17 protein-coding genes are annotated in these 21012 nt (G+C 54.3%); 10 read left to right on the top strand and 7 right to left on the bottom strand.

Annotation, left to right across the window (positions count from 1 at the left end; translation table 11 throughout):
• Positions 1–15 precede the first annotated feature (15 nt).
• Positions 16–552, bottom strand: coding sequence for a hypoxanthine phosphoribosyltransferase (hpt, locus tag M8370_RS00950; RefSeq protein ID WP_013095614.1), 537 nt, complete (start codon positions 550–552; stop codon positions 16–18).
• Between the two features lie 208 nt (positions 553–760).
• Here hpt and M8370_RS00945 point away from each other — a divergent pair, with 208 nt between their 5' ends.
• Positions 761–3151 (top strand): glucose/quinate/shikimate family membrane-bound PQQ-dependent dehydrogenase, encoded by a 2391-nt coding sequence (locus tag M8370_RS00945; RefSeq protein WP_047352021.1) that lies wholly within the window; start codon positions 761–763, stop codon positions 3149–3151.
• A 132-nt stretch (positions 3152–3283) separates the two neighbouring features.
• Here the strand turns inward: M8370_RS00945 and cueO are convergent, their stop codons facing one another.
• Complete coding sequence (gene cueO / locus M8370_RS00940; protein WP_047352022.1) at positions 3284–4843, bottom strand: multicopper oxidase CueO; 1560 nt, start codon at positions 4841–4843, stop codon at positions 3284–3286.
• Between the two features lie 145 nt (positions 4844–4988).
• Between cueO and M8370_RS00935 the strand changes: the two genes are divergently transcribed.
• The 3 genes from M8370_RS00935 (at position 4989) to speD (ending at position 7115) form a co-directional block, all read left to right on the top strand.
• Positions 4989–5336 carry a YacC family pilotin-like protein gene (locus tag M8370_RS00935; protein WP_014830675.1) on the top strand — a complete coding sequence of 116 codons (348 nt, stop codon included), beginning with the start codon at positions 4989–4991 and terminating at the stop codon, positions 5334–5336.
• A gap of 114 nt (positions 5337–5450) precedes the next feature.
• The gene (gene speE / locus M8370_RS00930; RefSeq protein ID WP_013095610.1) at positions 5451–6320 is read left to right on the top strand and encodes a polyamine aminopropyltransferase; all 870 of its coding nucleotides are present in this window, start codon (positions 5451–5453) and stop codon (positions 6318–6320) included.
• Positions 6321–7115, top strand: a complete 795-nt coding sequence (speD, locus tag M8370_RS00925; protein ID WP_013095609.1) for an adenosylmethionine decarboxylase — start codon at positions 6321–6323, stop codon at positions 7113–7115.
• 67 nt (positions 7116–7182) lie between these two features.
• Here speD and M8370_RS00920 read toward each other — a convergent pair whose 3' ends face one another.
• A complete protein-coding gene (locus M8370_RS00920) occupies positions 7183–7803 on the bottom strand; it encodes a LuxR C-terminal-related transcriptional regulator (protein ID WP_013095608.1) in 621 nt (206 codons plus the stop codon).
• Between the two features lie 310 nt (positions 7804–8113).
• Between M8370_RS00920 and M8370_RS00915 the strand changes: the two genes are divergently transcribed.
• The 4 genes from M8370_RS00915 (at position 8114) to M8370_RS00900 (ending at position 10998) form a co-directional block, all read left to right on the top strand.
• Entirely contained in the window at positions 8114–8779 is a 666-nt protein-coding gene (locus M8370_RS00915) for a DUF2589 domain-containing protein (RefSeq protein WP_040022115.1), read from the top strand.
• A gap of 79 nt (positions 8780–8858) precedes the next feature.
• Positions 8859–9566, top strand: coding sequence for a DUF2589 domain-containing protein (locus tag M8370_RS00910; RefSeq protein WP_013095606.1), 708 nt, complete (start codon positions 8859–8861; stop codon positions 9564–9566).
• Positions 9559–10008, top strand: a complete 450-nt coding sequence (locus M8370_RS00905; RefSeq protein WP_013095605.1) for a lysozyme — start codon at positions 9559–9561, stop codon at positions 10006–10008. The genes M8370_RS00910 and M8370_RS00905 overlap by 8 nt, the downstream gene beginning before the upstream one ends.
• Positions 10009–10026: 18 nt before the next feature.
• On the top strand, positions 10027–10998 hold the full coding sequence (locus M8370_RS00900; protein ID WP_095440133.1) for a hypothetical protein: 972 nt from the start codon (positions 10027–10029) through the stop codon (positions 10996–10998).
• Between the two features lie 47 nt (positions 10999–11045).
• Here M8370_RS00900 and yacL read toward each other — a convergent pair whose 3' ends face one another.
• Both yacL and acnB read right to left on the bottom strand, forming a co-directional pair.
• Complete coding sequence (gene yacL, locus M8370_RS00895) at positions 11046–11408, bottom strand: protein YacL (protein ID WP_013095603.1); 363 nt, start codon at positions 11406–11408, stop codon at positions 11046–11048.
• Between the two features lie 189 nt (positions 11409–11597).
• On the bottom strand, positions 11598–14195 hold the full coding sequence (acnB, locus tag M8370_RS00890; protein ID WP_013095602.1) for a bifunctional aconitate hydratase 2/2-methylisocitrate dehydratase: 2598 nt from the start codon (positions 14193–14195) through the stop codon (positions 11598–11600).
• A gap of 891 nt (positions 14196–15086) precedes the next feature.
• On the opposite strand from acnB, the gene M8370_RS00885 reads away from it, so the two are divergent.
• A complete protein-coding gene (locus M8370_RS00885) occupies positions 15087–16631 on the top strand; it encodes a DUF3300 domain-containing protein (protein ID WP_130626888.1) in 1545 nt (514 codons plus the stop codon).
• Positions 16632–16641: 10 nt separating this feature from the next.
• Positions 16642–17433: a DUF2950 family protein gene (locus tag M8370_RS00880; RefSeq protein WP_048972714.1), complete on the top strand. Its 792-nt coding sequence runs from the start codon at positions 16642–16644 to the stop codon at positions 17431–17433.
• A gap of 52 nt (positions 17434–17485) precedes the next feature.
• Here M8370_RS00880 and lpdA read toward each other — a convergent pair whose 3' ends face one another.
• Together lpdA and aceF are read right to left on the bottom strand one after the other, a co-directional pair.
• Entirely contained in the window at positions 17486–18910 is a 1425-nt protein-coding gene (gene lpdA / locus M8370_RS00875; RefSeq protein ID WP_014830669.1) for a dihydrolipoyl dehydrogenase, read from the bottom strand.
• 197 nt (positions 18911–19107) lie between these two features.
• Positions 19108–21000, bottom strand: a complete 1893-nt coding sequence (aceF, locus tag M8370_RS00870; protein ID WP_023620930.1) for a pyruvate dehydrogenase complex dihydrolipoyllysine-residue acetyltransferase — start codon at positions 20998–21000, stop codon at positions 19108–19110.
• Positions 21001–21012 lie beyond the last annotated feature (12 nt).

Here is a 21012-nt window from a genome sequence, read left to right as displayed (position 1 = left end):
GGGCACCAGGCCGCACTACTCGTCCAGAAGCACAACCTTCCCAACATACGGCAGATGGCGATAACGCTGCGCGTAGTCAATACCGTAACCGACGACGAACTCGTCCGGAATAGAGAAACCAACAAACTCCACCGGTACCTGCACTTCACGGCGGTCTGGTTTATCCAGCAGAGTACAGATGGCCAGGGATTTCGGCTCACGCAGGCTCAGGATCTCGCGCACTTTAGAAAGCGTGTTACCGGAGTCGATGATGTCTTCGACGATCAACACATCTTTGCCACGAATATCTTCATCCAGATCTTTCAGGATTTTCACATCACGGGTTGTGGACATGCCGCTGCCATAGCTGGAGGCGGTCATAAAATCGACCTCATGTGACACCTGCACTTCACGGCACAGGTCTGCCATGAACATGAAAGAGCCACGCAACAGACCAACCAGCACCATTTCGCTGCCGCTGTCCTTGTAATGTTCGGTGATTTGACGACCCAGTTCGGCGATACGCGCTTTGATCTCGGCTTCCGGGATCATCACTTCAACAGTATGTTTCATATTACTAACCATATGATTTTAATGAAAATCTCTCAATGCGGATGAGTGTTATTCCGGCATCGATACGCAAGCCAGCCATTATATCAGCAAATGGCTAAGCCTGGCGTATGAGTTATAAAAAGCAAATATTGTGATTCCGATCACACTTGTTAATACCTATAATTAGTTGCTAGCAAATTATTAACAAAAACTGACGAGTACACTTTCTATGGCTGAAACAAACTCTAAACAGCCGCGTCTACTGGTGACACTAACAGCGTTATTCGCCGCCTTCTGCGGCCTGTACCTGTTAATCGGTGGCGTCTGGCTGGTCGCAATTGGCGGCTCCTGGTACTACCCCATTGCGGGCCTGGTTATGCTTGGCGTAACTGTTCTGCTCTGGCGTAGAAAACAATCCGCACTGTGGCTTTATGCGGCATTACTCCTCGCAACCATGATCTGGGGCGTCTGGGAAGTCGGGTTCGACTTCTGGGCACTGACGCCACGCAGCGACATTCTGGTCTTCTTCGGTATCTGGCTGATCCTGCCGTTCGTCTGGCGTCGCCTGATTGTGCCTTCCAGCGGTGCCGTTGCAGCGCTGCTTGTCGCTCTGCTAATCAGTGGCGGTATCCTGACCTGGGCCGGCTTTAACGACCCGCAGGAGATCAACGGTACGCTGAATGCAGAATCCACCCCTGCGGCGGCTATCTCGCAGGTGGCTGACGGCGACTGGCCAGCGTATGGCCGTAACCAGGAAGGTCAGCGCTACTCCCCGCTGAAGCAGATCAACGCGGACAACGTGAAAAACCTGAAAGAAGCCTGGGTATTCCGTACCGGCGATCTGAAGATGCCAAACGATCCGGGTGAACTGACCAACGAAGTGACGCCAATTAAAGTGGGCAACATGCTTTATCTGTGCACGGCGCACCAGCGTCTGTTCGCGCTCGACGCGGCCACCGGTAAAGAGAAATGGCACTTCGATCCGCAGCTGAACTCCAACCCGTCGTTCCAGCACATCACCTGCCGCGGTGTCTCTTACCACGAAGCGCGTGCGGATAATGCCAGCCCGGACGTCATTGCCGACTGTCCTCGCCGCATTATGCTGCCGGTGAACGATGGCCGCCTGTTCGCGATTAACGCCGAAACCGGCAAGCTGTGCGAAACCTTCGCCAACAAAGGTATCCTGAACCTGCAGACCAACATGCCGGACACCACGCCGGGTCTGTATGAACCCACCTCACCGCCAATCATCACTGATAAAACCATCGTGATTGCTGGTTCGGTCACGGATAACTTCTCTACCCGCGAAACCTCTGGCGTTATCCGTGGTTTCGACGTGAATACCGGTAAACTGCTGTGGGCCTTCGATCCGGGCGCGAAAGATCCTAACGCGATCCCGTCTGATGAACACACCTTTACCTTCAACTCGCCAAACTCCTGGGCACCGGCTGCGTATGATGCGAAGCTGGATCTGGTCTACCTGCCAATGGGCGTGACCACGCCTGATATCTGGGGCGGTAACCGTACCCCTGAGCAGGAACGTTATGCCAGCTCCATTCTGGCGCTGAACGCGACCACCGGTAAACTGGCGTGGAGCTACCAGACCGTACACCACGATCTGTGGGATATGGATATGCCGTCCCAGCCAACGCTGGCGGACGTTACCGTTAACGGCAAAACCGTTCCGGTGATTTATGCTCCGGCGAAAACCGGTAACATCTTCGTACTGGACCGTCGTAACGGCGAGCTGGTTGTGCCTGCACCGGAAAAACCGGTTCCTCAGGGTGCGGCTAAAGGCGATTACGTCACTAAAACGCAGCCGTTCTCCGAACTGAGCTTCCGTCCGAAGAAAGACCTCAGCGGCGCAGACATGTGGGGTGCCACCATGTTTGACCAGCTGGTGTGCCGCGTAATGTTCCATCAGTTGCGCTATGAAGGCATCTTTACCCCACCTTCTGAGCAGGGCACGCTAGTCTTCCCGGGTAACCTTGGGATGTTCGAATGGGGCGGGATCTCCGTTGACCCTAACCGCCAGGTAGCGATCGCCAACCCGATGGCGCTGCCGTTTGTCTCTAAACTGATCCCACGTGGTCCAGGTAACCCGATGGAGCAGCCGAAAGACGCGAAAGGCAGCGGTACCGAAGCCGGTATTCAGCCGCAGTATGGCGTACCGTTTGGCGTGACCCTGAATCCGTTCCTGTCTCCGTTTGGTCTGCCGTGTAAACAGCCTGCCTGGGGATATATCTCCGGTCTGGATCTGAAAACCAACCAGATCGTGTGGAAAAAACGTATTGGTACCCCGCAGGACAGCATGCCGTTCCCGATGCCGGTTCCGGTGCCGTTCAACATGGGTATGCCAATGCTGGGTGGCCCAATTTCCACCGCCGGTAACGTGCTGTTCATCGCGGCAACCGCAGATAACTACCTGCGCGCGTACAACATGACCAACGGTGAGAAACTGTGGCAAGGCCGTCTGCCAGCCGGTGGACAGGCAACGCCGATGACCTATGAAGTGAATGGCAAGCAGTACGTAGTCATCTCTGCGGGCGGTCACGGTTCGTTTGGCACGAAGATGGGCGACTATATTGTCGCGTATGCGTTGCCGGATGACGCAAAATAAATGCAAAACGGCAACCTCGGTTGCCGTTTTTTATGTTTGTTCCCTCTCCCACCGGGAGAGGGCCAGGGTGAGGGCATCAGGCCGCACCTGCGAAATGTAGGCCGGGTAAGGCGAAGCCGCCACCCGGCTTTTTTATACGGTAAAACCCAGCATCATCCCCGTATCTTCATGCTCCAGCAGATGACAGTGCGCCATATAGGCAAACTCCTTTGGCGCCTCGTGGTCAAACTTCACCAGCACCTCGCTGACGCCGCCTTCCACTCTCACTGTATCTTTCCAGCCCGCGCGATGCGCATCCGGCGTTTTGCCGTTCTCTGAAAGAATACGGAACTGGGTGCCGTGAATATGGAACGGATGCAGCATCATGTCGCCTTCGCCTGAAATCACCCAGCGCTCAAACTGCCCTTTTGTAGCAGCAAACATTGGCGTGTTCATATCGAACGCTTTGCCGTTGATCATATTGGCATTGTGGAAATCAAACCCGTGACCGCCGTGATTCATACCGCCCATCTTGCCGTGATCCATGTTCATATGGCCCATCATCTGCCCGTGGTGCATCCCCACCATCGCCTGATCGCCATACTTTTTCATCAGCACCTGCATGCCCATCATGTCGAGCATCGGATCCATGGAGAGCTGCAGCTTACGTTGCGTAAGCCCAGCCAGCGACGGAAGTCCCGGCAGCGTGGTTAAGGTGTCCGGCAGCGTACCGGAGGCGGTGATCTGCAGCGGCTGAATACGTAAAACCGGGTGCGGCTTATCGAATGGCGCAACGGCCATCCCCATCTGGCTGACCGGGAGCGTCACCAGGTCAAATGATTTACCGTCGCTGATGTCCACCAGCACCTCAAAGCGCTCGCCCATCAGCACAGGGAGTTCATTCACTTTGACCGGCTCAGGCAGCAGTCCTCCGTCGCTCGCCACGACGTACAGCGGACGATTATCGCTGGTGGCAAAGTTCAGCGAGCGCGCGTTGCATCCGTTGAGCAGACGTAACCGCAGCCAGCCTTTTGGTGCAGCGTGCTGGGGGTAGATCGCGCCATTGGTCAGCAGCGTATCGCCAAACCAGCCTACCGCCGCGGTCATCACATCCAGCTGATAATCAATCTGACCGTCTGTGGAGAATTTTTTGTCCTGCACAATGACCGGCACATCGTCGATACCCCACTGTTTGGGCAGACGCAGCAAGCGGCTTTCGTCATCTTCAATCAGCACCAGGCCTGCCAGCCCCATGGCCACCTGATGGCCCGTTTTACCATGCTGATGCGGGTGGAACCAGCAGGTCGCCGCCCGCTGCTCGGGGGTAAAGGTCACGGTACGCTTCCCACCCGCTTTTATAATCCCTTGCGGGCCGCCGTCGACCTCACCCGGCACTTCCAGCCCGTGCCAGTGCAGCGTCGTCTCTTCTGCCAGCGTGTTGTGAATATCAACGGTGACGGCTTTTCCTCTGCGCAACTGCAACGCCGGGCCAAGCACATTGCCGTTATAGCCCCAGGTGGTGGCGTTATTTTTACCAAACGCCGTTTTACCGGACTGAACCACCAGCTGGATACGGCCACGGGCATCGGCGGTCAATAAATCAGGAATGGGTAAGGCAGGTCTGTCAGCCGCCAGAACCGCGCGACTCCACAGTGGTAATGCGCTGGCAACCCCCAACGCAACGGAATATTTTAGAAATTCACGACGTTGCATATTCATTTCCTTATTTCGTGCAGACGATCTTTTGAGCATAAACCCTCCCCTTACCGGAAGGTCAAGTTACGCGGCAATAATAAAGATCGTCGCACTGGCACCAAATATGCTAACGTTAATTTTCCGTGATGCAGTGGTAGAAGCAATGAAGACGTTTTTCAGGACAATTTTGTTCACCAGCCTGATGGCAATGTGTGCGAACAGCTATGCGCTCAGTGAAAATGAAGCGGAAGATATGGCCGATCTGACGGCGGTTTTTGTGTTCCTGAAAAATGATTGTGGCTACCAGAATTTACCCAACGGGCAAATTCGTCGCGCACTGGTCTTTTTTGCCCAGCAGAACCAATGGGACCTCAGCAACTACGACAGCTTCGACATGAAAGCGCTCGGTGAAGACAGTTACCGTGATTTAAGCGGTATTGGCATCCCAACGGCAAAAAAATGCAAAGCGCTGGCCCGCGATTCGCTTAGCCTGCTCGCCTACGTGAAATAACCTTCCCGACGCCTCTTGTTTCGCCTGGAACCGTGCAACCACGGTTATAGTTAGCTATCATGTTTCGCTCATTTTTCGTGAGTGTAACGGATGTTAACGAAGAGGAGTCTGCGTATGGCCGACCACACGTTGTGGCATGAAACACTGCATGACCAGTTTGGTCAGTACTTTGCCGTTGATAACGTGCTTTATCATGAGAAAACCGATCATCAGGATCTGATCATCTTCGAGAATGCCGCTTTTGGCCGCGTGATGGCGCTGGACGGCGTGGTGCAAACCACCGAGCGAGATGAGTTTATCTATCATGAGATGATGACCCACGTCCCGCTGCTGGCTCATGGTCACGCGAAGCACGTGCTGATTATCGGCGGCGGCGACGGGGCGATGCTGCGCGAAGTCTCCCGCCACCAGTCCATTGAAACCATCACCATGGTAGAGATCGACGCGGGCGTGGTCTCATTCTGTCGTCAGTACCTGCCTAACCATAATGCGGGTAGCTACGACGATCCGCGCTTTAAGCTGGTGATTGACGATGGCGTGAACTTCGTCAACCAGACGACCCAGACGTTTGACGTTATTATCTCCGACTGTACCGACCCTATCGGCCCGGGAGCCTCGCTATTTACCTCATCGTTCTACGAGGGTTGCAAGCGTTGTCTGAACCCTGGCGGTATCTTCGTGGCGCAAAATGGCGTCTGCTTCCTGCAGCAGGATGAAGCGCTCGACAGCCACCGCAAACTGAGCACCTATTTTGGCGATGTTAGCTTCTATCAGGCTGCCATTCCGACCTACTACGGCGGGATCATGACCTTTGCCTGGGCGACGGATAACGACGTCCTGCGTCATCTCTCCACGGAGATTATCCAGGCGCGCTTCCATCAGGCAGGTCTCCAGTGCCGTTACTACAATCCGGCGGTCCATACCGCAGCCTTCGCCTTGCCGCAGTACCTGCAAGATGCACTGTCCTCCCAGGGGGTGAACTAATTGAAAAAGCTTAAACTGCATGGCTTTAACAACCTGACCAAAAGCCTGAGTTTTTGTATTTACGATATCTGCTATGCCAAAACAGCGGAAGAGCGCGATGGCTACATCGCCTATATCGATGAACTCTACAATGCCAACCGACTGACCGAGATCCTGTCGGAAACCTGCTCTATTATCGGCGCAAATATTCTGAACATCGCCCGCCAGGATTATGAACCTCAGGGCGCTAGCGTGACCATTCTGGTCAGCGAAGAGCCGGTCGATCCTAAGCTTATCGACAAAACCGAACACCCGGGCCCGCTGCCTGAAGTGGTTGTCGCCCACCTCGATAAAAGCCATATCTGCGTGCACACCTACCCGGAAAGCCACCCGGAAGGCGGCCTGTGTACGTTCCGCGCCGATATTGAAGTATCCACCTGCGGCGTGATCTCCCCGCTAAACGCGCTGAACTATTTAATTCACCAGCTGGAATCCGATATCGTCACCATTGATTATCGTGTGCGTGGTTTTACGCGCGATATCAACGGCATGAAGCACTTTATCGATCACGAGATCAACTCCATTCAGAACTTTATGTCCGAGGACATGAAATCGCTGTACGACATGATGGACGTGAACGTGTATCAGGAGAACATCTTCCACACCAAGATGCTGCTTAAGGAGTTTGACCTTAAGCACTACATGTTCCACACAAAGCCAGAAGATTTAAGCGAAGAAGAGCGTAAGGTCATTACCGACCTGCTCTGGAAAGAGATGCGCGAAATCTACTACGGCCGCAATATTCCGGCCGTGTAAGACGCAGGTAAGCAGACAAAGAAGGAAAAGTGATGATTTTTCCTTCTTTATCATGCTGGTTATTTTCCTAAACAGTCGTTTGGGCCAGTATCATCGCCGCTTCCGTGCGGTTTCTGACTCCCAGTTGACGAAACAGGGCGTGAAGGTGATTTTTAACCGTTCCTTCCGCAATCCCAAGTACACGACAAATTTGCTTATTGCTATTTCCCTGAACAACAAGATGCAGAATCTCACGTTGTCGGGGTGATAGTGTGCACAGCGGGGATGGATAATTCTGCATGCGTATTAATTTATGTTCGCGCAGGCAACTATCCGGTAAATATATTCTCCCTTGCCGCACCCATTCAATTGCCTGCAATAACTCTTCCGACTCCATTTTCTTGGTTAAAATCCCTGCCGCACCACATTCCAGAAAATAAATCGGGTTGACATTATCCAGCCGTGAAAAATTCATCAACACTAAAATAGTGTCCGCCTGCGATTTTAGCTGGGTTAATAACGCTCTTTTTTTCTCTATTTCATAATCCGCATCCAGAATAACAACATCCGTCCTGACTTTTATTAAACCTTTCCAGACCTCATCTTCGGTATGTGCTGCTGTGATGTGTAATGCGGGCGCAAGTTCCGCCCAACGGCATCGGATGCCATGAATGAACAGCGGCAATTCATCATAAATAAGTATATTCATTGTCGTCCCACTTAAATAATCGTTATCTTGTTAGCGGCACTTAAACCCTTCAAACAAACCTTAAACAACGGTTGCTGCGGGATGAAAAGTAATAACACCAGGAGAAACTTTCAATTGCAGGAGTAATGCCGGTTTAATTTATTAAGCACAGCCCGTCTCATTTCGCCATGTAACTTTCGATACAGACCATTCCATACAGACACAATGATTTCCGAAAACATAACTTTAAGCGCATGGATGCTTTTTTAATCGATATCCATGATTAATGGGCAGACATATTCTGCTCCCCCCAAACATCGAGGAATGAATTATGCCAGATGCAAATGTTGATGCCGGATTTATTGGTTCAGTTATTAGTTCATTGCCGCTAGACAGTATGATTTCCGCGCCATTACAGGCAATGATTAAAGCCCAAACCCAGGCAGCCAAAAGTTATACCGATTTCTTATTAAGCGTCTGTATTAAAGATGGCAAAGCCGTTTCGGTACAGTTTGATTATGAGGAGACCCTCGTCGATGAGAAAGGCGTGACGACCGGTACGCAAACCAAAGTCATGCGTATTCCTCTGCTGGCGGCAGTGGTGCACCCCATCATCTGTATCGAAGAAGGGACCATCGACTTCGAGCTTGAGATCCATCAGAGCGCAGCCAGCAATGAAAGCAGCAGCCAGGAAGGCTCCCTGGAGGGCAAAATCGGCTGGGGTCCATTCTCCGTTAGCGTCAAGGGCAGCGTGAGCCATAAGTCAGAACAGACCCGTTCGACCGATACCCGTGCCAAATACTCCATCCACACCTCCGTTAAACGTCAGCCGATGCCGGAAGCACTTAGCCGCGTGGTCGATTATCTGACCAATGCTGCTACCAAACCGGCACAACGCGCTGGAGATCAACCCGCTGAGCTGCCTGCAACCAACAGTTCAGGTCTGATTACACCAGCACCAGCCCCAGCCGCGCCTGCTCAGGGGGGTAACGGCTAACCCGTACAACGCATTCAAACGCATTTATTACCCCTAACAGGTGTCCGGTTAACGGGCACCTGCCTGATGGAGAAAAAATATGCCTGATTCACGTCGATTCTGGTTCAGCCGTAAAACGCCCGGCGATGTAAAGCCTGAAGCCAGTACCGAACCCCCGGCAGATAAACCGATGACGGTATCGTCAGATCCCCCCTCTGCCGCAACTCCGTCTCCTTCTCCTGCCGGGGAGGAGGAGAACGCCGGAAGCAATGACGGAGGTGGCGGCGGGGGCGATGACGGAACGCCGCCGCCCCCTGCCGGCAACAAGGGCAACCACGCGATGGGATTAGATGCCCTGGTACAAGGGCTCCAGCACGCTGCCTTTAGCGCCAACCAGTATATGGCCCATCAGTACGTTGCCGTGCTCTCGCAGCTATTTGAGCAGGCCCCGGACGGCAGCTACAAACCCGACTATGCCGAGCTTCAGCTGGATGACGGGCATCGATTGAACGTACCGCTGGTGACACTTGCTCCACCGCGCAATCTGTCAATGGAGAGAATGAAGATGCGCCTGACCGTTCGCGGTGATGCCACAGAAGCCATCAGCACGCTGACAGGACAGGGAGAGCGGGGTCACTTCCACGTCACGATGGCGCCCCAGCCCCATGAGGGCAAAACGGACAGCCAGAACATTGATATTGAAATTGATTTTGTCGCTCAGGAACCGCCGGAAGCGGTGCTGCGGCTGCTTGATGAATTTATCCACCGTATGACCCCCGTCCCCGTAAAGGAGAATAGCCATGAGTAATGCCTTGAAAACAACCGGCAATGGCGGCATTGCCCTTATCAAACAGTACGAAGGCCTGCGTTTAACCACCTACAAAGACGCAGTCGGTATTCCGACTATCGGTTATGGTCACGTCGAAAACCCGATCCCGCCAGGCGGCACGCGGACCATCACCGCAGAAGCCGCAGAACAGCTCCTTCGTGATGACCTGCAGCGTTTTGAGCACGAGGTTAACAACATGCTGACTGTGGAGGTGACGCAGAACCAGTTCGATGCTCTGGTGAGCTTCGCCTTCAATCTGGGCCCGGCCAATCTGAAGAGTTCAACCCTGTTACGCAAAGTGAACAGCGGAGACGTTAACGGCGCCGCCGACGAATTTCTGAAATGGAACCATGCGGGTGGTCAGGTCCTGGCGGGCCTGACAGCACGTCGTAACGCTGAAAAAACTCTTTTTTTATCCTGATCAATCACGAGGTGTAAAATGACAATTCGAATTCTTTCCTGGCGTGCTGACTCCTTTACGCACGAGGCAGACGACGTGCGAAGTGCGGATAACGATCTTCTGACTCACGCCAAAGAGCGGATGGAGTTTCGTCTGAGCCAGGTTATTGCTGAGCTCGAAGCGGTGCTGGAAACTGACACCGGTAGCTGGGACCATACCTTTGTCACGCTTCCGGAATTTTTCTGGAATACCCGCTGGAGTAATGTGCTCAGTGAAGATGAACTCATGCAACTCGGTGACTTCTACATGGACCATGTCAGCGACTACGTTAACAGGCTGATTGATGCCTTCCCGGCCCGTTCCGGGGATCCCTCTTCTGCCATCACGTTTCTGGCGGGAACATGTGCCATCCTCTACCGCGACGATAAGGAGAGTGAGAAGACGCCCTGCCACGATCCCGTTTTTCACGCTGTGAATTGGCTGCTGTGCGGGCAGAATACCCGTAGCGATAAATCTCTGACGATGTGGCCAAAACGCTACGTTTCCACAATTGATTTCTTTCCTCAGGTGAACGGTCACGCGATCCCAGGTCATATTTCAGCCCAATTGCCGAATGGTCAAATCATTCATATTGGCAGCAACAGTGAAGTGTCGGCAGAATCAGTGCATGGGATCGTCATCACCGATTACTTCACCAATACTTATGCTGACGATAAGCCATTTAGCATTGATATCTGCCTGGATTATTTTACCCAGAAAGGTGTTCGCCCGGCGGGCTGGGAACAGCGGGTAGCGGAGCTGCGGAGTAAACAAAGTGACATTGATTTCCTGATAGCCTGCGGAATGCCGGCTGGCGATCCGCCGCAAAACCCTGGCGGCGTACAATTCCTTGTACGCAACGATGGTATGCCAGGCGTTTCCCAATGTCAGGCGTGGTCGTTCAGCGCCAGGGGGGCGTCACCCGTTGCGGCGACCAACCCGACCGCTAATTTTGTGAGATTTTTGCTGTAGAGCGATACCAGCGAATTCCCTCCGACACGCTTCGGAGGGAATTTCATTTATTTCTGTTTCATAAACTCCCGGTACGCCGCCACGACCTGCAGAAAGTCCTCCACGCCGCACAGCGACAGGCTCTCTTCGTCGTAGTAGCTCATCCCCTCTTCCATCTCGTCGCCCGAGAATTCCAGCTGGTTGGCCCGCACCATCACCTCTTCGCCATCCATCCACAGCGTGTATTCATGACCCGCACGTTGCCAGGAACGTTCACTGCCTTTTATCGTATTCGCCGCCTGTTCAACTTCATCAAGAAGCGCTAGATTTTCTTTCACTTCTTCGTTAAACCAGTGTCCAACGGCTTCGTGGCCCATCGACATACGCACTTTCACCACCCCGGTGATGTCGCGCAGAAATTCGTAATCCATAGTGTTTTCCTCTGCAAAGCCATTACGGTAATTATCGCAGCAGAGAGGAAGAAAAAAAGCGTGTGAGGTGGGAGGAATGAAAATAAAAAGGTGAGAGCAAGGCCCTGCGGCCTGATGCCCTCACCCCGGCCCTCTCCCATGGGAGAGGGTGCAAACACTAAAAACCGTCTCGTGGAGACGGTTTTGCTTTTATACCGCCGTCTGGAAGATCACCCCGTCAGCTTTCTCGGTGTACTGAGAGAGCTGGTCGAAGTTCAGATAGCGATAGGTATCCACCGCCGTCTTATCAACCTGAGCAACGAAGGTCTGGTACTCTTCCGGCGTTGGCAGTTTGCCAATCAGCGCCGCAACCGCCGCCAGCTCAGCAGACGCCAGGTAGACGTTCGCACCGGTACCTAAACGGTTCGGGAAGTTACGGGTAGAGGTGGAGACCACCGTCGCACCGTCAGCCACGCGCGCCTGGTTACCCATACACAGGGAACAGCCAGGGATTTCGATGCGCGCACCGCTCTTACCAAACACGCTGTAGTAACCCTCTTCAGTCAGCTGCGCCGCATCCATACGGGTTGGTGGCGCTACCCACAGGCGGGTTGGCAGCTGGCCTTTGTGAGTATCCAGCAGTTTACCGGCAGCACGGAAGTGACCGATATTGGTCATACAGGAACCGATGAACACTTCGTCGATCTTATCGCCCTGCACGTCAGACAGCAGACGCGCATCGTCAGGATCGTTCGGTGCACAGAGAATTGGCTCTTTAATGTCTGCCAGATCGATGTCGATCACCGCCGCATATTCTGCGTCAGCATCGGCTTCCAGCAGCTGCGGATCCGCCAGCCATTTCTCCATCCCCTGAATACGACGCTCCAGCGTACGACGGTCGCCGTAGCCTTCCGCAATCATCCACTTCAGCAGGACGATGTTAGAGTTCAGATACTCAATGATCGGCTCTTTGTTCAGCTTGATGGTACAACCCGCGGCGGAACGCTCTGCAGACGCATCGGTCAGCTCGAATGCCTGCTCAACTTTGAGGTCCGGCAGCCCTTCAATTTCCAGGATGCGGCCAGAGAAGATGTTTTTCTTACCTTTCTTCTCAACGGTCAGCAGGCCCTGTTTGATGGCATACAGCGGGATAGCGTGAACCAGGTCGCGCAGGGTGATACCCGGCTGCATTTTACCTTTGAAGCGCACCAGTACCGATTCCGGCATATCCAGCGGCATCACGCCGGTCGCTGCGGCAAACGCCACCAGACCGGAGCCCGCCGGGAAGGAGATACCAATCGGGAAACGGGTATGGGAGTCACCGCCGGTACCAACAGTATCCGGCAGCAGCATACGGTTCAGCCAGGAGTGGATAACGCCGTCGCCCGGACGCAGGGAGACGCCGCCACGGTTCATAATGAAGTCTGGCAGTGTGTGGTGCGTGGTTACGTCAACCGGCTTCGGATACGCCGCCGTGTGACAGAAGGACTGCATGACCAGATCGGACGAGAAGCCCAGGCACGCCAGGTCTTTCAGCTCGTCACGGGTCATTGGACCGGTGGTGTCCTGAGAGCCCACAGAGGTCATCTTCGGCTCGCAGTAAGCGCCAGGACGGATACCGGCCACGCCGCACGCACGGCCAACCATTTTCTGCGCCAGCGAGAAGCCACGATTGCTTTCCGCTACGTCTTTCGCATGACGGAACACGTCTGAGTGCGGCAGACCCAGCGCTTCACGCGCTTTGGTGGTCAGGCCACGACCGATGATCAGCGGGATACGGCCACCGGCACGCACTTCGTCGATCAGCACATCGGTTTTCAGCTCGAAGCTCGCCAGCAGCTCGTTGGTGTCGTGGTTACGGACTTCACCTTTATACGGGTAAACGTCAATCACGTCGCCCATGTTCAGGTTAGAGACATCCACTTCGATTGGCAGTGCGCCAGCATCTTCCATGGTGTTGAAGAAGATTGGGGCAATCTTACCGCCCAGGCACAGGCCGCCACCGCGTTTGTTCGGCACATGCGGAATATCGTCACCCATAAACCACAGGACGGAGTTAGTGGCGGATTTACGGGAAGAACCGGTACCGACAACGTCACCGACGTAAGCCAGCGGGAATCCTTTTTTCTGCAACGCTTCGATCTGTTTGATCGGGCCGACAACGCCTGGCTGATCCGGCTCAATGCCTTCACGGGCGTTTTTCAGCATCGCCAGTGCGTGCAGCGGGATATCCGGGCGAGACCATGCATCCGGTGCCGGAGAGAGGTCATCGGTGTTGGTTTCACCGGTGACTTTGAATACGGTAACGGTAATTTTTTCAGCCAGCGCAGGACGGTTCAGGAACCATTCGGCATCGGCCCAGGACTGCATCACCTGCTTCGCATAGACGTTGCCTGCTTTGGCTTTTTCTTCCACATCGTAGAAGTTATCGAACATCAGCAGCGTTGAAGAGAGCGCTTTAGCGGCAATCGGTGCCAGCTTGTCGTTATCCAGCGCGTCAATCAGCGGATGAATGTTATAACCACCCTGCATGGTGCCGAGCAGTTCAATGGCTTTTTCAGGAGTAACCAGTGGGGAGGTGGCTTCGCCTTTGGCGATAGCAGCAAGGAATCCGGCTTTTACGTAGGCAGCTTCATCTACGCCAGGCGGTACGCGGTTGATCAGCAGATCTAACAGGAATTCTTCTTCGCCCTTAGGCGGGTTCTTCAGCAGCTCGACGAGCGCGGCCATTTGGGTTGCATCTAACGGTTTGGGTACAATTCCCTCGGCGGCACGTTCTGCTACGTGCTTACGGTATTCTTCTAGCACGACGGTTCTCCTCGCTCTCATTGTCATATGCGGCGGGCGTTCTCTTCACGCTCCTGTGAGACAGCAGTTTGTAGGGTAAATGCCCGATACCGCGTCGGGCAGCATAGCAGGATTTCTGCACAGTGTTAATCCGTTTACAAAAAAGCAACATTAAAAAATTTGCTGAATCGTTAAGCATGGTGTAGAGGGCTGACGGGTGGAATTTTGGCAACAAAAAAACCGCCTGAAAGCGGTTTATTTGTTGCCTTGCGGTGGTAGCACACCGGGTTGGCAGATTTGCGGCAACACCAACGTGAAATATTGTGCATCACTCCCTGTGGGCTTGCAAGCTGCTATCACGATTTTGCGTAGCGCCTTCCCATTTCGTATGAAAGCCCATGTAATTGCATTTTTTGCCTTCTTCAGATCCATTGAATTGACTATTCTTCTCCGCGGCCTGCTCCGCTGGTGTAGCAACCAGTCACCGGGCCCGGGAGCAGTTCCTTCATCTACGCGGCAACATCAACTTGCCAGGTTCTGCCTTTCCCGGTGAAGAATGAACCCGCGTAGCCTGTACAGGAACGCACGCAATGGAGATGCGAATCACTGCGCTGATCGTTGCGCTCGGTTTACTGCTTACGGCACTGCACGGTGGCTGGAACATATCCGACATCACAGTGCTGTTTGTTGTCAACCTCGGCAACTAGCTGCTGGCCGCTCGCAAGAGCGGCCTTCTGAAATCCCAGCGGCTTTTCAGCTATCACATATAATTGTGTAATAAATACTCACACTCTTTATCCGGACGTACCGGCAGTTCCCCAACAAAAGTCAAAACAGTAAAAGGCGAGTGAATAATACTCACGCCAACCGTAACGCCTCACGGCACAGCGCTTGTCTCGTTGGAGTCATTTTATGAAGTTGCCCTTTAAACCACATCTGCTTGTTCTTCTGTGCAGTGCCGGGCTGTTTGCCGCCTCAGGTGTCATGTTTGTCAAAAGTCGGGAGACAGAGCCTGTCGTCCCCGCTCCCGTCGCACAACAACCGGTACCCCCCGCAGCAGCGCAACCCGCCCCCGTCGTCGCCCCAGCCTATACGGCCGCGCAAATCGATCAGTGGGTTGCTCCCATCGCACTCTATCCGGATGCCCTGCTGTCACAAATTTTAATGGCCTCGACCTACCCGGCCAACGTCATCCAGGCGGCGCAGTGGTCCAAAGACAACCCTAAAATGGAAGGAGACGCCGCTATCCAGGCCGTTGCCAGCCAGCCCTGGGATCCCAGCGTAAAATCGCTGGTCGCGTTTCCTCAACTGATGTCGCTGATGGGTGAAAACCCGCCGTGGGTACAAAATCTGGGGGATGCGTTTCTCGCGCAACCGAAGGATGTCATGGATTCCGTCCAACGCCTGCGCGCGCTGGCTCAAAAGACCGGCGCCTTACAATCGACGCCTCAGCAGACGGTCACCACCGTGACGAAACCTGCCCCGGCCAAATCGGCCACCAGCGAATCGACGACTTCCACCACGCCTGCCCCGACGGTGATCAAAATTGAATCCGCAGATCCGCAGGTCGTTTACGTCCCCACCTATAACCCCAATACCGTTTACGGTACCTGGCCAAACACGGCTTACCCGCCAACCTATCTACCTCCTTCTCCGGGAGAGCAGTTTACGGACAGTCTGGTTAAAGGCTTAGGCTTCAGCCTGGGTGTGGCGACAACCTACGCCATCTTCAGCAACATCGACTGGGATGATGACGACGACTGGGACCACCATCATGACGATGACTGGAATCACGGCGGCTATAACCGCAACGGTGATAACAATATCAATATCAACGTTGAGAACTTCAACAAAATCAGTGGTCAACGCCTGACGGATGCCAACCGCACCTGGCAGCATAACCCGGCGTATCGGGAAGGTGTGCCCTACCCCACCAGCCAGCTTAATAACCGCTTCCATTCCACTAACACGGTAACGGGGCTCAGTTCTACGCAGCAAAAACCGGTTAACCGCGACAGCCAGCGTCAGGCGGCCCTGAGCCAGATAGAGAAATCGACGGGTAAAACCTTCCCGCAAACCGCGCGTCCGGGAACCAGAGATGCACAGCGCCAGGCTTCAGGCGAACAGCTGAAGCAGATATCCCAGCGCAACAACTACCGTGGCTACGACACCAGACCGCAAACGGCAAAGCGAACCACCTCGCAGCAGCGTGATAATCACCCTGCCGTAACCCAGCGACAGGAGAAACGGATCGCGCAGCCTGCTCAGCAACGCCATATCCCGCAGCGAACCAGCCAGCCTCGCGCAAATGCCTTGAGCGGCAACGACAGCCGCTCTGCCAACTGGCAAGCCCAGCAGCAACGGGGGGCGCAAAGCAGACAACTGGCTGCCCGTCATCAGCAGCCGCGTCAGGCCCCTGCCGGACGTGCTGAACACCGTGAATTCCGTCATCGTTAAGGGAGCCAACATGAAAAAGAATCTTGTCTGTGGAATGGTGTTGTTCATGATGTCCACCGCTGCGATGGCACAGCAATCCTTCAGCACGCCCGCTCAGGCGACCGATGCGCTGGCGCATGCCATCAGTGAGCAGAATGAAACGGCGATGAACAATCTGCTTGGAGAGAACTGGCGCGATTTTCTGCCGCCAGAAGGGGTCGATCCTGATGCCGTCGATCGTTTCCTCCGCGACTGGAAGGTGCGGCACAACACGGTTATCGATGGTAATACGGCGCATCTGGTCGTCGGAAATAACGACTGGCAGTTGCCCATCCCGGTTGTCAAAACCGCTACCGGATGGCAATTCGATATCAAGGAGGGCGCCGAGGAGATCCTGACCCGCGAGATCGGGCGTAACGAGCTTGCCGCCATCGAAGCATTACATGCCTATGTGGATGCCCAGCAGAGCTATTTCGCCATGAATCAAAAATACGCGCAGAAAATTGTCAGCTCTGAAGGGAAAAAAGATGGTCTCTACTGGCCCGTTTCGCCGGGTGAAGCCCCCAGCCCGCTGGGGCCGGCCTTCAGCCCCAAAGAGCCCGGTGCAGGCTATCACGGCTATCGGTTCCGTATCCTGCCTGATGAGAAAGGCTTTGCGATGGTGGCATGGCCCGTCAGCTATGGCCAGACAGGCGTCATGAGCTTTGTGATAAACCAGGATGACAAAGTGTACCAGGCCGATCTCGGCAATGACTCTGAGCAGAAAGCCCAGGCGTTAACCGCCTATAGCCCGGATAAAACCTGGCAGCCTGTGGCTCCCTGAATCCAGCACATAAAAAAAGCGGCCACAGGCCGCTTTTTTTGTCTGAAGAAACTTATTTCTTCTTCGCTTTCGCGTTTGGCAGGTCGGTGATGCTACCTTCAAACACTTCTGCCGCCAGGCCCACGGACTCGTGCAGAGTTGGGTGAGCGTGGATGGTCAGCGCGATGTCTTCCGCGTCGCAACCCATTTCGATCGCCAGACCGATTTCACCCAGCAGCTCGCCGCCGTTGGTACCGACAATCGCACCACCGATAACGCGGTGAGTCTCTTTGTCGAAGATCAGTTTGGTCATACCGTCTGCGCAGTCGGAAGCGATAGCACGGCCAGAAGCAGCCCACGGGAAGGTGGCGGTTTCGTAGCTGATGCCTTTCTCTTTCGCTTCTTTCTCGGTCAGACCGACCCATGCCACTTCTGGCTCGGTGTACGCGATAGATGGGATCACTTTCGGATCGAAGTAGTGTTTCATGCCGGCGATAACTTCAGCGGCAACGTGACCTTCGTGAACACCTTTGTGCGCCAGCATTGGCTGACCGACGATATCGCCGATAGCAAAGATGTGCGGCACGTTAGTGCGCAGCTGTTTGTCAACGCGGATGAAGCCACGGTCGTCCACTTCCACGCCTGCTTTGCCCGCGTCGAGGTTCTTACCGTTCGGCACACGGCCGATCGCCACCAGCACGGCGTCGTAACGCTGTGGTTCGGATGGCGCTTTTTTACCTTCCATGGAAACGTAAATACCGTCTTCTTTCGCTTCAACGGCAGTCACTTTGGTTTCCAGCATCAGGTTGAATTTCTTGCTGATACGCTTGGTGAAGACTTTAACGATGTCTTTATCCGCAGCCGGGATAACCTGGTCGAACATTTCAACCACGTCAATGTCTGAACCCAGCGCATGGTACACGGTACCCATTTCCAGACCGATGATACCGCCGCCCATAACCAGCAGACGTTTTGGAACGGTTTTCAGTTCCAGGGCATCGGTGGAATCCCACACGCGTGGATCTTCATGTGGAATGAATGGCAGTTCGATTGGACGAGAGCCCGCCGCGATGATCGCGTTGTCGAAGTTGATTACGGTTTTGCCGTTTTCGCCTTCCACTTCAAGGGTGTTCGCGCCGGTGAATTTACCCAGACCGTTAACCACTTTCACTTTACGGCCTTTCGCCATGCCAGCCAGACCACCGGTCAGCTGAGTGATAACTTTCTCTTTCCAGGTACGGATTTTATCGATATCGGTTTTCGGCTCGCCGAAGACGATACCGTGTTCAGCCAGCGCTTTGGCTTCTTCGATAACTTTCGCTACGTGCAGCAGCGCTTTAGAAGGGATACAACCTACGTTCAGACAAACACCACCAAGGGTGTTGTAACGTTCTACGATGACGGTTTCCAGACCTAAATCAGCGCAACGGAAGGCTGCAGAGTAACCTGCGGGACCTGCCCCAAGTACCACGACCTGAGTTTTGATTTCAGTACTCATCATGACCTCTTATTGATTTCCGGCGGTCCAGGTACTTGTCGCCCTTCATCCACCGGGACGTTCTATCCGCCCGCAGTTTACAAAATTGTTAACAATTTTGAAACAACAAACGGCTCACGAATTGTCGCTTTCGCCAATAACCTCACAAACCACATGAGATTAACAGAAAAAAGCCGACCGACTGGCCGGCTTTTCACTTACATCACCAGGCGGCGAATGTCGCTCAGCATGTTGTTGATGATGGTGATGAAACGCGCACCATCAGCACCGTCGATCACGCGGTGGTCGAAGGACAGAGAGATTGGCATCATCAGACGCGGCACGAACTCTTTGCCATTCCACACCGGCTCCATCGCGGACTTGGACACACCGAGGATAGCCACTTCCGGCGCGTTAACAATCGGTGCGAAGTGGGTAGTACCCAGGCCGCCGATGCTGGAGATAGTGAAGCAGCCGCCCTGCATTTCGCCGGCAGTCAGCTTACCATCACGCGCTTTTTTGGAGATGGTGGTCAGTTCGCGGGACAGCTCAGTGATGCTCTTCTTGTTCACGTCTTTGAAGACCGGAACAACCAGACCATTTGGCGTATCAACCGCAACACCGATGTTGATGTATTTCTTCAGCGTCAGCTTCTGGCCATCTTCGGACAGGGAGCTGTTGAAGCGTGGCATCTGCTCCAGGGCAGCGGCAACGGCTTTCATGATGAAGACCACAGGGGTGAATTTCACGTCCAGTTTACGCTTCTCAGCTTCGGCGTTCTGCTGTTTACGGAACGCTTCCAGATCGGTGATATCGGTTTTGTCGAAGTGCGTAACGTGCGGGATCATGACCCAGTTACGGCTCAGGTTAGCACCAGAGATTTTCTGGATGCGGCCCAGTTCCACTTCTTCAATTTCACCGAACTTGCTGAAGTCCACTTTCGGCCATGGCAGCATGCCCGGGATACCGCCGCCTGCGGCTGCAGCTGGTGCAGCTTCAGCGCGTTTCACCGCGTCTTTCACATAAGCCTGAACGTCTTCGCGCAGGATACGACCTTTACGGCCAGTCCCTTTCACTTTCGCCAGGTTCACGCCGAATTCGCGCGCCAGGCGACGAATCAGCGGGGTCGCGTGGACGTAAGCGTCGTTTTCAGCGAACTCAGATTTGCTTTCCGCTTTTGCAGCAGGTGCCGCTGGTTTAGCAGCCTGAGCCGGTGCAGCAGCCGGTGCTGGAGCAGCTGCGGCAGCCGGAGCGGCAGCAGGCGCAGCGCCTTCCACTTCGAAGACCATGATCAGAGAGCCGGTAGAGACTTTGTCGCCGGTGCTGATTTTGATCTCTTTAACGGTACCCGCGAACGGCGCAGGCACTTCCATAGAGGCTTTGTCGCCTTCAACGGTGATCAGTGACTGTTCAGCGGCAACTTTGTCGCCCACTTTCACCATCACTTCGGTCACTTCGACTTCGTCACCGCCGATGTCAGGAACGTTAACGTCTTTCACGCCGCCTGCTGCTGGTGCAGCCGCTGGCGCCGGAGCAGCAGCCTGAGCTGGCGCAGCGGCAGGTGCAGCACCCGCCACTTCGAAGATCATGATCAGAGAGCCGGTAGACACTTTGTCACCGGTGTTGATCTTGATCTCTTTAACGGTGCCCGCGAACGGCGCCGGCACTTCCATAGACGCTTTATCGCCTTCTACGGTGATCAGAGACTGCTCAGCCGCAACGGTATCGCCCACTTTCACCAGGATTTCAGTGACTTCAACTTCGTCACCGCCGATGTCAGGCACGTTAACTTCTTTCGCTGCCGCGGCAGCTGCTGGAGCAGCGGCGGCCGGAGCTTCTTTCTTCTCTTCCTGCGCAGGTGCAGCAGCTGCTGCACCGTCGGCGGAATCGAAAATCATGATCAGTTTGCCAGTCTCGGTTTTATCGCCAACAGAGACTTTGATCTCTTTAACGATGCCAGCCTGAGGAGACGGGACTTCCATAGAGGCTTTGTCGCCTTCTACGGTGATCAGCGACTGTTCAGCTTCAACTTTGTCGCCTACTTTGACCAGGATCTCGGTGATTTCAACTTCATCAGCCCCGATGTCCGGTACATTGATTTCGATAGCCATTATTCTTTTACC

Origin of the sequence: Enterobacter cloacae complex sp. OE43NF, from assembly GCF_023544405.1 — a bacterium.
GTDB classification, from domain to species: domain Bacteria; phylum Pseudomonadota; class Gammaproteobacteria; order Enterobacterales; family Enterobacteriaceae; genus Enterobacter; species Enterobacter cloacae.
Note: the sequence above shows the minus strand (reverse complement) of the source record. Positions and strands in the feature narration are given on the sequence as shown.